General features: G+C 65.5%; 11 protein-coding genes. 5 read left to right on the forward strand and 6 right to left on the reverse strand.

Features of this window, described 5'->3' with window-relative positions; genetic code table 11:
• Positions 1–157: 157 nt before the first annotated feature.
• From ACQP1T_RS35365 to ACQP1T_RS35375, 3 genes are all read right to left on the reverse strand, one after another.
• Positions 158–7,504, reverse strand: coding sequence for an amino acid adenylation domain-containing protein (locus ACQP1T_RS35365; protein WP_433757320.1), 7,347 nt, complete (start codon positions 7,502–7,504; stop codon positions 158–160).
• A 224-nt stretch (positions 7,505–7,728) separates the two neighbouring features.
• Positions 7,729–7,890 carry a hypothetical protein gene (locus tag ACQP1T_RS35370; RefSeq protein WP_433757321.1) on the reverse strand — a complete coding sequence of 54 codons (162 nt, stop codon included), beginning with the start codon at positions 7,888–7,890 and terminating at the stop codon, positions 7,729–7,731.
• Between the two features lie 274 nt (positions 7,891–8,164).
• Entirely contained in the window at positions 8,165–8,599 is a 435-nt protein-coding gene (locus ACQP1T_RS35375; RefSeq protein ID WP_433757322.1) for a hypothetical protein, read from the reverse strand.
• Positions 8,600–8,759: 160 nt separating this feature from the next.
• On the opposite strand from ACQP1T_RS35375, the gene ACQP1T_RS35380 reads away from it, so the two are divergent.
• Both ACQP1T_RS35380 and ACQP1T_RS35385 read left to right on the forward strand, forming a co-directional pair.
• Positions 8,760–9,653, forward strand: coding sequence for a helix-turn-helix domain-containing protein (locus tag ACQP1T_RS35380; RefSeq protein ID WP_433757323.1), 894 nt, complete (start codon positions 8,760–8,762; stop codon positions 9,651–9,653).
• The gene (locus ACQP1T_RS35385; protein ID WP_433757324.1) at positions 9,650–9,859 is read left to right on the forward strand and encodes a DUF397 domain-containing protein; all 210 of its coding nucleotides are present in this window, start codon (positions 9,650–9,652) and stop codon (positions 9,857–9,859) included. The genes ACQP1T_RS35380 and ACQP1T_RS35385 overlap by 4 nt, the downstream gene beginning before the upstream one ends.
• A 293-nt stretch (positions 9,860–10,152) precedes the next feature.
• Here the strand turns inward: ACQP1T_RS35385 and ACQP1T_RS35390 are convergent, their stop codons facing one another.
• The 3 genes from ACQP1T_RS35390 to ACQP1T_RS35400 are packed head-to-tail and all read right to left on the reverse strand — an operon-like array spanning position 10,153 to position 11,497.
• On the reverse strand, positions 10,153–10,791 hold the full coding sequence (locus ACQP1T_RS35390; protein WP_433757325.1) for a hypothetical protein: 639 nt from the start codon (positions 10,789–10,791) through the stop codon (positions 10,153–10,155).
• 47 nt (positions 10,792–10,838) lie between these two features.
• A complete protein-coding gene (locus ACQP1T_RS35395) occupies positions 10,839–11,183 on the reverse strand; it encodes a PEP-utilizing enzyme (protein ID WP_433757326.1) in 345 nt (114 codons plus the stop codon).
• A gap of 41 nt (positions 11,184–11,224) precedes the next feature.
• Complete coding sequence (locus tag ACQP1T_RS35400) at positions 11,225–11,497, reverse strand: hypothetical protein (protein WP_433757327.1); 273 nt, start codon at positions 11,495–11,497, stop codon at positions 11,225–11,227.
• Positions 11,498–11,604: 107 nt separating this feature from the next.
• Between ACQP1T_RS35400 and ACQP1T_RS35405 the strand changes: the two genes are divergently transcribed.
• The 3 genes from ACQP1T_RS35405 (at position 11,605) to ACQP1T_RS35415 (ending at position 13,661) form a co-directional block, all read left to right on the forward strand.
• Positions 11,605–12,813 carry an FAD-dependent oxidoreductase gene (locus ACQP1T_RS35405; protein ID WP_433757328.1) on the forward strand — a complete coding sequence of 403 codons (1,209 nt, stop codon included), beginning with the start codon at positions 11,605–11,607 and terminating at the stop codon, positions 12,811–12,813.
• A gap of 177 nt (positions 12,814–12,990) precedes the next feature.
• Complete coding sequence (locus ACQP1T_RS35410) at positions 12,991–13,227, forward strand: CopG family transcriptional regulator (RefSeq protein WP_433757329.1); 237 nt, start codon at positions 12,991–12,993, stop codon at positions 13,225–13,227.
• Positions 13,224–13,661 carry a PIN domain-containing protein gene (locus tag ACQP1T_RS35415; protein WP_433757330.1) on the forward strand — a complete coding sequence of 146 codons (438 nt, stop codon included), beginning with the start codon at positions 13,224–13,226 and terminating at the stop codon, positions 13,659–13,661. The genes ACQP1T_RS35410 and ACQP1T_RS35415 overlap by 4 nt, the downstream gene beginning before the upstream one ends.
• Positions 13,662–13,672: the final 11 nt, after the last annotated feature.

Consider the following 13,672-nt stretch of genomic DNA (forward strand, 5'->3'; position numbering starts at 1 on the left):
CCCCCTCCGATACCGCGCGGCCGCGCCCGATCCTGTCCCACTGACCGGTATCCCGGCATAGGAACTTTCCTCCCCTCGTTCATCGTCACTACCCGGACCGGTTGCCACCGATAACGGCCCGTGCGAGCACCGGCCGCGGGAACCTCCGGGTGGAAGATCAACTCGGGTCCTGGACGTCCAATAGTGTTCCGAGGTCGATCACAACGGGGACAGCCCCGAATTCCGGTGCGGGCGCGCCATAATCCAGCACCACCGCGTGCAGATCCTCCAGCCCCGTCACATCGACCGGCCCGAGCCCGGCCCGATCGATGAACAGATGCGTCACCCATTCGTCGGCCAACAATGCCGAAAGCGTTACGTTGTCCAGGTCACCGGCGGTCACCACCACCGACGCGCCGCTCTCACCGGCCGCGACCACCTCGAGCAGCGCCGCCGCCGAATCCGCGCGGCCGTGCCGGAACAGCCGCGACTCGAAGGTGAGCTCGGTGCGCGCCCGCAGCCGCTTGGTCGCTACGGAAATATCGTTGTAGGACAACATAACCCCGGCGACGAAGGCCGGATCCTCGCCGCGCAGCGCCTGGGTCCGATTGGCGTAGGTCACCGGTCGCGGCGATTCGGCGGCGATCTCGGCGAGCACGTCCGAATCGTCCAAGACCACCCAGTCGATGCTGTCGCGATAGGCCGGCCGTGCACCCGTGGTCAGTCCGACCTTGACTTCCAAGCCGACGGGCAGCGGTCCGTCGAGCGCGGACACCGGGGTCAACGCGGCACCGGCCTTGAGCACCGCCCAGGTGGCGACCACCGCGTCCACACCGCGATCCAGCCGGATCGCGACACCGGTGCCCGGACCGCAGCCGCGGCCGATCAGCACCCGCGCCAGTCGGGATGACCGCGCGTCGAGATCTTGGAAGGACACCGCGTCCTCGCCGAAGACCACCGCGGGCCCGTCCGGATCCTCCTCCACCGCGGCGGCCAGCGCCTGGGTCAGCGCCGCGCCGCTGGTAACCGGCACACCGTCGGCGGCGGGCTGCGGCGCGCTCTCCGGCGCGGCCAGCGCGCGATCGCGTTCGTCGGCATCGAGAATATCGATATCGCCCACGCTGACCTGTGGGTCCGCCACGACGGCGGTGCAGATCCTGGTCAGCCTGCGGCCGAATGCCTGCACCGTCGACGCGTCGAAAAGATCTGTGGCGTAATTGAATACCGCGACCAGCTCGCCGGGCGTGCCGTCCGCGCCGTGGCGCGGCTCGACGGTCAGCTGCAGATCGAACTTCGCCGCGACCGCACCGGTATCGAGTGCCGCGACCGTCAGACCGGGCAGTTCCAGCTTCGGCGGCTCGAGATTGTCGAAGGACAGCACCACCTGGAACAGCGGGTTGTGCGAGGTCGCGCGGTTCGGCAGCACCACCTCGACCACCCGCTCGAACGGGATATCGGCATTGCCGAAGGCCGAAAGATCGGTCTCGCGAACATGTTCGACGAGTGCGTCGAAGGTGGTGCCCGATTCGGTCGTGGTGCGCAGCGCCAAAGTATTGACGAACATGCCGACCAGATCGTCGAGCGCGCGCTCACCTCGGCCCGCGATGGGGGTGCCGATCGTGATATCGGAACTGCCGGACAGCCGCGCCAGCAGCACCGCCAGCACCGCGTGCACGACCATGAACAGCGACGAATTGTGTTCCCGGGCAATGCGAATCAGTCCGGCGTGCACCTCGGGTGAAAGCGTGAAGGCGGTCGACGCACCGCGCATGGACGGCACGACGGGGCGCGGCCGGTCCAGCGGCAGCTCGAGCGCACCGGACAGTCCGGCCAATTGCTCGCGCCAGTAGGCCAATTGCTGTGCGGCGATGGAGTTCTCGTCGTCATCGGTGCCGATGACCTCGCGCTGCCAGATCGCGAAGTCGGCGTACTGCACCTCGAGCGGCGTCCAGGTCGGGACATCACCGGCACAGCGCGCGGCATAGGCGAGCATCAGGTCACGGGCCAGCGGTGCCATCGAGGCGCCGTCGGCGGAAATGTGGTGCACCACCATCGCGAGCAGATGACGCTCCGGGTTCCCGCGCAGCAGCACACCGCGCACCGGAACCTCGCGGGTCACATCGAATCCGGTCGACATCAGCTCGGTGATGCGGACGATCGGATCGGTGCTCGACTCGACCGCGAGCCCGCCCGGCCAGGCCTCGGCGACCGGCAGGATCTCCTGGTACGGCAGCCCGCCCGGTCCGGTCGACGGGTAACGGGTGCGCAGCGCCTCGTGCCGCTCGAGCACATCGGCGATGGCATCGCGCAGCGCCTGCACATCGAGCGCACCGGTCAGGCCGATGCCGAGCGGGATGTTGTAGGCCGCCGAGCGGGTATCGAACTGATTGAGCACCCACATGCGCTGCTGCGCCAACGACAGCGGCACCCGTTCCGGGCGCGCCGCGACGACCAGCGGGGCACGGGTTCCGGTCGAGGAGCCCGGCACGATTCGCCCGGCCAGTGCCGAAACGGTCGATGCCTCGAACAGTTCGCGCACCGAGACATTCGCGTCCAATGCCTCATTGATCCGGCTGGCCGCCCTGGTGGCCAGCAGGGAGTTACCGCCGAGGACGAAGAAATCGTCGTCCAGACCGACATCGCGGACCCCGAGCAGTCCAGCGAATACCCCGGCGACGGCCTGCTCGATGGGGGTCTGTGGAGCGCGGAAGGTGGCGCTGCTGACGAATTCCGGTGCGGGCAGCGCCTTTCGGTCCAGTTTGCCGTTCAGGGTCAGCGGCAACGCGTCCAGGACGACGATCGCGTCCGGAACCATGTAGCTGGGCAGGAATTCGGCGATTGTGGCGCGCAGGTCCGCGCCATGAACCTGTGCGTCCGCTTCGGCCACAACGTATCCGACCAGGCGGTCACCGGCGTGCTCGTCGGAGCGCACCAGCACGACGGCCTGGCTGACCGAAGGCTGGGCAAGCAGTGCCGATTCGATCTCTCCGAGTTCGATGCGGAAGCCGCGCAACTGCACCTGCTGGTCGCTGCGTCCGGCGTATTCGAGATTCGCATGGCCCGCGAAACCGGCCCAGCGACCGAGATCACCGGTGCGATACATGCGAGAGCCCGGCGCCCCGAACGGATTCGCCACGAAGCGGGTCGCCGCCAGCCCGGGCCGATCGAGGTAACCACGGGACAGCTGGCCACCGCTGACATAGATTTCGCCCGCCACCCCGACCGGAGCCGGATGCAGCCGGTCGTCGAGCACATAGCTCTCCAGGCCGGGCAGCGCACGACCGATGGCACTGGCCGGATTCTCGGCGAGCTGCTCATCCAGTGCCAGGAACGACACGTGCACCGTGGTCTCGGTGATGCCGTACATATTGACCAGCCACGGCGTATCGAAGGCGTGCCGCTCGTACCAGCGCCGCAACTGCCGCAGATCCAGTGCCTCACCACCGAATACGACGTAGCGCAGCGCGAATTTGCCCTGGCCTCCGGCATGTGAGGCGCGATCGGCCTCGGCGAGCTGGTAGAACGCCGATGGCGTCTGGTTCAGCACCGTGACCTGTTCGCGAATCAGCAAGTCGCGGAACTGTTCCGGGGACCGGGAGGTCAGGTAGTCGACCACGACCACGGTGCCGCCGTTGGCGAGCGCGCACCACAGTTCCCACACCGAGAAGTCGAAGGCGAAAGAGTGGAACAGCGTCCACACATCGGTCTCGTCGAATTCGAACATCAACTGGGTGTTGGCGAACAGCTCCACCACGTTGCGATGGGAAACGCCGACACCCTTCGGGACACCCGTGGAGCCCGAGGTGTAGATGACGTAGGCCAGGTTGTCCGGACGCAGCCGGGAGGTGCGCTCGATATCGGTGATCGGCGATTCGCCGAAGCCCGCGGTTTCGTCGAGCAGCACCACCGGGAGGTCCGCCGACGGAAGGTCGCCCAGCAGATCGTAGGTGGTCAGCACACAGGTCGGCCGCGCGTCGGTGAGCATGAACTCGAGTCGCTGCGCCGGATAGGTGATGTCGATCGGCAGATATCCGGCACCGGCGGTGAGCACGCCGAGCAGGGCGATCGGCAACTGCTCGGATCGCCCGACGGCAACGGCGACCAGCGCTTCCGGGCCCGCACCGCGCGCCATCAGCGCCCGCGCCACCTGGTTCGCGCGCCGCTGGAGTTCACCGAAACTCAGTGCGGTATCACAGAATCGAACCGCGATCGCATCCGGACGGCGGCGCGCCTGTGTCTGGATGAGATCGAGCAGCGTCACATCCGGCACGGTGGCCCCGGCCGAATTCCATTCGTGCAGTACCAGATCACGCTCGCCGGGGGCGAGTAGATCGATATCGCCGAGCACCGCATCGGAATCGGTGGCCACCGCCGAAAGCACTCGCAGGAAGCGATCGGCGAAGTCCTGCACGGTGGCGGCGTCGAAGAGGTCAGTGGCGTAGGTGAACGTCGCCGACATGCCCTGCGCCGCAGGCTTCTCCGCGACCTCGAGTTGCAGATCGAACTTGGCCAGCGACACCCCGTGCTGCACACCCGCGACCGTCAGCCCGGGCAACTCCAGTTCGGTGCGCGCCAGATTCTGGAAGACCAGCATCACCTGGAACAGCGGATGCCGCGCCGCCGAGCGCACCGGATCGAGCAGCTCGACCAGCCGCTCGAACGGCACATCGGCGTGTCCGAAGGCCGCCACATCGACCTTGCGCACGGCACGCAGCAGGTCGTCGAAGGTCATGGCGGGATCGATCTCGGTCCGCAGCACCAGGGTGTTGACGAACATGCCGATCAGATCGTCCAGCGCCGCCTCGCCGCGACCCGCCACCGGGGTGCCGATCGCGATATCGCGGGTGCCCGACAGCCGGGCGAGCAGTACCGCGAGCGCGGCGTGCACGACCATGAACAGCGTCGAATTGTGTTCGTGCGCAAGTCGATCGAGTCGGCCGTGGATCTCGGCATCGATATCGAAGGCGACGACGGCACCGTTGTTGGATGCCGTGTTGGGGCGCGGCCGATCCGCGGGCAGATCCAATTGTTCCGGCAGCGCGGCCAATTCGGCGCGCCAGAATTCGATCTGCTGCGCGAACACCGATTCCGGATCGAACTCGCTGCCGAGGGTTTCGCGCTGCCAGATGGTGTAGTCGGCGTATTGCACCGCCAGTGGCGGCCATTCGGGTCGGCCGCCGCGCACGTGATCGGAGTACGCCGCCATCAGATCGCGGGCCAGCGGGCCGAGCGAGAAGCCGTCCGCCGCGATGTGGTGCACCACGCACACCAGCACATACTCGGATTCGCCGAGCTGGAACAGCCGCAGGCGCACCGGCGGCGCGGTCGTCACATCGAAGCCGCCCAGCACTTCGTCCCGGATCAGATCCGAAAGTTCTTGTGTCACAGCGGCGGTCACCGGAATTTCCGGCACGGCGCGGGCATCGCTCACAGGCAGGACGACCTGGAAGCCCTCACCATCGATGTCCGGATAGATGGTGCGCAGCACCTCGTGCCGCTCGGTCAGGTCGCGTGCCGCCGCACGCAGCGCCGCGATATCCAGTCGCCCGGACAGCCGCACCGCGAGCGGAATATTGTTGACCGCGCTGGCCGTATCGAAACGGTTCAGGAACCACATCCGCTGCTGCGCATACGACAGCGGGATCCGATCGGGCCGGATCTGCGCCGTGAGCGCTCGGCCGACCGCCGAACCCGCGTGCTGCTCGACACGCTGGGCGAGTACCGATACCTTCGAGGCGTCGAAGATCAGCTGCACCGGCACCCGGAGACCGAGTGCGAAACCGATGCGCGCGGCGGCCTGGGTGGCCAGCAGCGAATTGCCGCCGAGTTCGAAGAAGTCGTCATCGACGCCGACACGCGCGTCGGTACCGGCACCGAGCAGCAGTGCCGCGAAGACATCGGCGACGATCTCCTCGACCGGCGTTGCCGGAGCACGGAACTGACGTGCGGCGAAGACCGGTTCGGGCAGTGCCGCCCGGTCCAGCTTGCCGACCGGGGTCAGCGGAATCTCGTCCAACACCATGATGGCGGCCGGAATCATGTAGTCCGGCAACGATTCTCCGATATGCGCGGCGAGCTGACCGGTATCGATGGTGGCGCCGTCACGCGGAAGCACGTATGCGACCAGCGAGGTTGTACCCGAGGGCAGCGTCTTGCCGAGCGTGGCCGCGAAGTCGACATCCGGATGGGTGCTGAGCGCGTTATCGATCTCGCCGAGTTCGATGCGCAGGCCGCGGATCTTGACCTGGAAATCGGACCGCCCGAGGTACTCCAGCTGGCCGGTTTCGGTGCGCCGCACCAGATCTCCGGTTCGGTACAGGCGCGCACCCGGATTATCGACCTCCGCACCGAACGGGCTGGCCACGAAGCGTTCCGCGGTCAGCTCCGGTCGACCGAGATAGCCCTGGGCGAGCACCGCACCCGAGACGTAGAGCTCACCGACGACACCCGCGGGCACCGGCCGCAACCGCGCGTCGAGGATGAAGGCGCCGACGCCCGCGATGGCGGTGCCGATGGTGACGGGCTCACCGGGCGCGATGGCCTCGGTGGTGGTGACCATGACAGTCGCCTCGCTCGGCCCGTACGCATTGAATACCGCGCGGCCGCTATCCGCCCAGCGCGCCGCCAATTCCGTTGGCAGCCGATCCCCACCCGCCACCACGACCTGCACGTCATCGAGGTCGGCGGGATCGAGCGATTCCAGCGCACCCGGAGTGATCAGCAGATGGGTGACCTGTTCCCGACGCAGCAGATCCGCGAGTTCGACCCCGCCGAATACCGTCGGCGGCGCGATGACCAGCGTCGCGCCCACCGAGAAGGTGAACAGCGTCTCCATCATCGAGAAGTCGAAACTGGGCGAGCTGAGATGTGCGACGCAGGAATCCGCGTCGATCAGATAGTGCTCGCCGATCGCCGCCAGCCCGGCCAGACCGGTGTGGGTGACCGCGACGCCCTTCGGCTTACCGGTGGAACCCGATGTGTAAATGACATAAGCCGGATGGTTTTCGTTGACCGCCCGCACCCGATCGGCATAGGAGACCGGGTGATCGGGCCGGACGGCGATGCGCTCGGAAACCACCGGATCGTCCAACTCGATCCAATAGGCCGAGGTGCCGAGCTTGGCGCGATGCGCCGAGGTGGTCAGGCCGTGTGCGGCACCCGAATCGGTGACGATGTGCTGGATCCGCTCCGCCGGATAATTCGGATCGACCGGCACATACGCCGCACCCGTCTTCGCGATCGCCCACAGCGCGACGATCGATTCGACCGAGCGGGTAATGCCCATCGCCACGTAATCGCCCGCGCCGATCCCGCGATCGATCAGTTCCCGCGCGACCCGTGACGAGCGGGCATCGAGCTCGCGATAGGTGAGTTCACGCTGATCCGCGGGATCACCGGTGGGGTTGAACCGGAGTGCGACCGAGGTGGCCGCGGACTCCACCGCGGCCGTGAGCAGCTGAGCCAACAGCGGGCTGCCCGACCTACGTCGGCGACTACCTCGGGCGGAACGACGAGCAGTTTCCATTCGGGTGCAATCACCTCTCGGGTCGAGCTAAGACCTGCCCCCGACCCCGCCAAAGGCGTCGTGCGCCGGGGGCCAAACCAGTCCGAGTCATCATATAAGCCACGCGCTGTCACGCCTCCGCCCAGAGGACGCAGACGTCACAGCTGTGTATCGGTCTCAGACGGTCGATGTTGCGGCCCGGCCAGATCGATGTGACTTACGTCACATTCTCGGACTTTCCGGCCTCACTCGTCCAGCCACCGCTCGATCTGATCGAGGTCCGCGGCCGAGTAGATGGTCGTATCGTCTTCGGCGTCGAGGAGCATCCAGTCGTAGGGCGCCTTGGAAGCGCGTTCGAGCCGATATCCCCCGCGCCTCGCTCGCGCGGTGAGTTGTCGAATCCGCACCGCCGTAGGTTCGGTCGGCACCGATCGAAGCCGCCTGTCGTCGTCCACTAGCCGAACCGTCCTCGTGAATTTCTCGGAGGCGGAGTGAATTCCGCCCAGTATTCGTGCCGAATCGCGTCCCACAGCCGAGACAGCTCCGGAAATCGCTCTCGCATCTGTGCCAGATCCGGCGCCGAAGCCGCGGTGCACGAAAGCACAGGTTCCTCGGACCCGTTGCGTACCAGCATCATTCGAATGTCGTGGTGGTCTATCCGCCACTCCGCCAGCCAGCCGTCTACCTCGGTGCGGCGCTCGCCCATACCTCCCCCTGCCCGTACGGATCGCATGCCAGCGACTCCAGCCTGTCCAGCACCTCACGCAAGGTCCCCGCCGAATGGCCGAGAGGCGGTAGCGCGTCGATTGCGGGCGCTCTCGGAAAATCGATCCCCCTGGCGGCGGCGCGCTCACGCGGGCTCATCGACTGCGGAACCAGCCGTCCGGCAAGAACCAGCGTCTGATATGCCGCCGACTTCCACACGCACCGATTGATTCGACACGCGCAATGCCGTTGCCATAGCTCGTGCGCCAACGTCACGTCCACGGCATCGCACAGCGGCGGCACGGTGACGAGTATCGGGCGCGATTGCTTCGCACTCTCGATTTCCCGAGCCCGAATACCTTCGCAGCCAGGGCGTTTCGCGTTGTTGAAGCTTCCGTGTTGCTCGACCATGTGGTTATGTTGCTCCCCTACACGGCACCGCCGAGTCTCGAACGGACAGTCCGATTGAAATCGTCCGTACCCGCAGTATCCGGACCGATTACATCTGGAGTTACGTCCGAACCGGACCGGAACCTGGGCCGTTTCGGACTAAGCAGGGGAAGGGGAACCAATGCCGAGGGATGATCAGCCGGACTCGACGCTGCCGCGTCGGCAACTGGGGCGAGCACTTCGTGATGCGCGCGAGGGTGCCGGGTTCACGCTCGAGCAGGCCGCGCGCGAGATGGAGATAGGCAAGACCTCCGTAATACGAATCGAGAAGGGGCACAACGAGAAAGTCAAGCAGCGTGACGTAGACGGGTTCGGCCGCCTTTACGGCCTCAGCGATCAACGGATCGATGAATTGAAAGCCCTTGCGCAGCAGATGGCGACGAAATCGTGGTGGCAAGCAGACCGCCACCTGATTCTGCCGAGATACAGCACATATATCGGGCTTGAATCTGGAGCGTCACAACTGTTCTCGTATCAGCCCTTGATCGTCCCTGGCCTGTTGCAGGTGGCCGATTACGCGCGAGCTATCGAGCAACCCCAACTGCCGAGTGATACACCAGAAGATCTCGAGCGCCGTGTCAGCCTGCGGCTGCGCCGGGCAGCAATCCTGACTCGGCAGCGCAATCCCGTCCCCGCCGATTTCATCCTCCACGAGAGTGTCCTGCATACGGTCGTGGGATCGCGCACCGTGATGGCCAACGAATGCCGACACATGGCGGACATGAGCACCCGGGTCAACATCACATTGCGGATACTGCCGTCCTCTGCGGGGTTTCCGGCGGCGGGGATTCCGGTGCAGCCGTACACCATCCTGGACTTCCCGGTAACGGGTCGAGGTTTCGACGCGGAGCCACCTGTCGTCTACTGCGAAAACCCTATCGGCTCAATGTTCTTCGAGGACGCCGCTGACGTGCGGCGATACCGGGACATTCACGAAGCCCTCCTGCGTGCCACACTGGATGAGCAAGCATCGAGGGACCTGCTCAGGCAGGTAGCAAGGAGATACGGCTCGTGACCATCAACCTGACCGGCGCACAGTGGTTCAAGTCGTCGCGCAGCGGTCCGGCCAACGACTGCGTCGAAGTCGCCTGGCTCGCAGCCGGTCACGTCGGAATCCGCGACTCCAAAAACCCCACCGGCCCCGCCCTGATCTTCACCCCCGCCGAGTGGGACACCTTCACCACCAGCATCCAGACTGGCGAATTCAACCACCCCGCATAACCTCACCCCTCCCATGTAGGGTCTCAGAACTCGTGGCGGAATCTCAGAATGATCGGCGGTGACGTGGCGGATCCGCCGTCATTCTGAGATTCCGCTCTCTACAGACCAATGGGCATTCGGCTCGTGCGGTGACCGCAGCAATCGCCGTGGGCTGTGTCTGGCCGCCCTCGGCATTCCTCCTGGCGATCAACCGGGGCGCTTTGCGTCGGAGAGGAGTTGTGCCGATGGTGCCGTTCCAGAGCACGGCTGCTCACTTTCCTACAGCCCGAACCACCGGGCTTGGGAGAACCTGGCTAGGGGTAGGAGGGGAGTGCCCTGTCGATACCGAGGGTGGCAATCAGGTCTTCGTGCAGTTCGAACCAAACTCGGTGGGCGGAATCGTGTTTGGTGCCGGTAACCATCTCGGGATTGTCGGCGGCCAGGGAGAGGGCCGCGGCGAAGCGAGTGTCGTAACCGGAGAACCGGGCGAGTCGTTCGGTGAGCTGAATTGTCAGCGGAGCCAATTCCTTTGCGAGGCTTTCCAGTTCGGCCAGGATCGGCCGATCCCGCTGCGCGTCCTGGTGGTCGTTGTCCTGCATGCTGCCATCAGGAAGGATGGTCAACTGCCAGGCGGTGCAAGCCTGCACCAACCGTGCGTTGAGCGGGAGAAACATGCGATAGACGTCTTCCACGAACGCTTTTGCCCCACACTCGGAAAGCTCGTCGGCGAGTTGCCGCTCGTTCTCCGCACGTCCGCTCTCGGTGAGCGACCACCCTGCGTCCGTCCCGAAACGGAAGCGGCTGATCCAACCACACTCCCGGAAGTCCCGCACGTGCGACTCGGCGAGCCCGACAGGCATTCGGTATCTGTCGCCCACCGCCTGCGTATCAACGAATCCGCCGAGGCGGATTGCGTGCAGCGCGAGCAACGAACTGTGTGAAACTTGCGTCATCGCGGACCTCCCTTTCGTGTGGAGTAGCCATGCCTGGTGAAGCGACATCAATGTTGGGTTGAGCGAGCGGCATGAACGTGTCCATTGGTTCCATCGACCGAGATGATCTGATGATTCGCCAGGGCCTCCATCGCTCCCTTGGCCGCCACCACGGCTGGAATCCCGAACTCGCGGGCGACGATTGCCGCGTGGGACAGAATTCCCCCGGTTTCGGTCACCACCGCGGCGGCGACGCCGAAAAGCACTGTCCACGACGGATCGGTCGTGCGACAGACAATGACATCGCCCGGCCGAACCGCGTCGAAGTCGTCAACACTGTGTACCAGCCGGACCGGACCGGCGACAACACCACGGCTGGCCGCGGCGCCGGTAACAATGGGTGCTTCTGGCATCTTGGTTCCTCCTGTCCGCCGCGCCACCATGATTCGGCTCGTCACGGCCGCGTGGTAGCCGCATGGCGCTCTGCGACGCGGGGCGCGAATCGTTTCTGCGCGGCCTGTCTGGAGACGCCGAGGCGGGCGCCGATTTCCACCCAGGACGTGCCTGCGGACCGGGCTTGGTCCACGAAATAGTCGAGCAGCTGATCGGCCAGCCGCAACCAATGCGCAGCGTGAATCACTGCTGCTACCAACTGATCCAGGCTGCTATCGGGGTGGGCCCGCTCGATCGTGACGATCACGTCGCGTAGTGGCACCTGCCGATCCATGCGTCAACCATAGGTTGACGATCGCATGTTCGTCAACTATTAGTTGACGGCATGGTGATAGCTCGTGGATGGCTTTCGCCGACAATGGATCGATCCAGGAGTTGCACATGGAAGCTCTCGAGAACGCCGCGCACCAGCGCGCCAAGACACCGGGCAGGCGAGCGACGGTCGTTGGCGCCGGTATCGCTGGTTTGGCCGCCGCGTTGCGGCTGCAACAGCAAGGCTGGAACGTCATCGTGGTCGAACGCGCGCCGACTCGTCGCAGCAGCGGCTACCTGGTGAACCTGCACGGACCCGGATATGCCGCCGCCGAGCGGCTCGGGCTGGTACCGGCGCTGACTCCGCGCGATATCGGATTCTTCACCTCGAAGCTCGTCCACGCGGACGGTCGGGAGAAGTTCAGGATTCCAGCCGCTGTCACCGAGGCTGCTGTCGGGAAACGGGCACTGAGCTTGTTCCGCGGCGACTTGGAGTCGGCACTATACGACGCCGTGGCCGACCTCGCCGAGATCCGTTTCGGCACCACTGTGCAGGCCGTCACCCAGACCCCGGGGGAAGTCGTGGTCACCCTCAGTGACGGCACCCACCTGCACACCGAACTCCTCGTCGGCGCCGACGGCGTGCACTCCCGAGTCCGCGAGCTCGTATTCGGCGCCGAGCCAGAATATTTCGTGGACCTGGGCCACATGGTCGGCGCATTTCCACTGGAAACAGTTCCCGACCACGTACCCGAAGGCGTCGGCACCACCTTTATCGGCCCCGGACGCACGGCCGCGGTAATGAACCTGGGACCGCAACGGTCCTCGTCGTTCTTCACCTACCGTTGCCCCGACCCGCCCGCCGAACTGGCTCTCGGTGCCGTACCCGCCCTCACCCGAGCGTTCGGGGACCTCGGAGGCGGTGTCGCCGACGCCCTCCACCAACTCGAGGCCGCCCCCGCCCCCGCCTACTTCGACTCGGTCGGCCAAATCGTGATGGACCGCTGGAGTCACGACCGAGTCGTCCTGCTCGGCGACGCAGCATGGTGCGTAACGGTATTCGCCGGCTACGGTGCCGCCCTTGCCCTCGACGGCGCCGACCAGCTCGGCACCGCCGTAGCGGCACACGGCGATGACATTCCCACCGCACTCGACACCTGGGAGAGGGCGTTGCGCCCGGAAGTACACAAACGACAGGCACTGGCCCGGAAAGGAATCAGCCGATTCGCCCCGCCGTCACGCACACATGTCTGGGCCGGCGAACTGATGCTCCGCGCCATCCAGCTCCCCGGCATCCGCGGCCTGGTCCGACGCTCCATCCAACGCGCCAACAATTAGTCTGGTGCCACGTTCGGCGACTGAACACCGCGAGTCTGGCGCACAGCAAAGGCACTGCCACCAGGTGTCTCTCACGAACCCTGACTGCGGAAGGTAAGCCGGGTACGGCATCAGAGGGCGGCCAGCAAACTCCTACCGCGATCTCGCCGATGTAGGTACATGTAGTAGCATTGGTACATGTCGATGAAGAGGACTAACGTATACGCCGACCCGGCTGACCTGGCGTTGATCAAGCAGGCGGCCGCCGCACGCGGCATCTCGGAGGCCGAGATCATTCGCCACGGCATTCACTTGGCGGCGATGAGCACGCGGGTGTGGACAGAACCGCTGAACTGGCCCACCTTCGACGGACCAGGTACGCCCGTCACCCGAGACGATATTGCCGACGCCATGTCTGACAGTGGCGAGCGTTGATCGTCATTGCCGACACCTCCGGCATCATCGCGGCCACCGACCGCAATGCGCCCGAATCGGCGCTCTGCCGTAAGGTGCTCGACACCGCGAGCCTGGTCGTAGTCTCCGCGCCGGTGCTGACCGAAGTGGATCACCTGGCTCGCAAACGTTTCGGATACCACGCACGCAACACCCTCATGGATTACCTGTTCACGCAGGTAGAACGCATCAGGTTCGCGATCCCCGAAACCCGGATCGAGGTGCTGCGCGCCGCACGGATGGTCGAGAGGCGCTATGCCGACCTGCAACTCGACTTCGCCGACGCGCTCAATGTGTGCCTCGCCGCCGAATACCAAACCGACGCGATCCTCACCCTGGACCGGCGCGACTTTCGGGCCATGCGCCCACTTGACGAGCATGTGCATTTTCGGCTGCTACCCGACGACATGCATTGACACGCGGCATG

Source organism: Nocardia sp. CA-135398 (assembly GCF_050955845.1).
In the GTDB taxonomy this organism is placed as follows: Bacteria; Actinomycetota; Actinomycetes; order Mycobacteriales; family Mycobacteriaceae; genus Nocardia.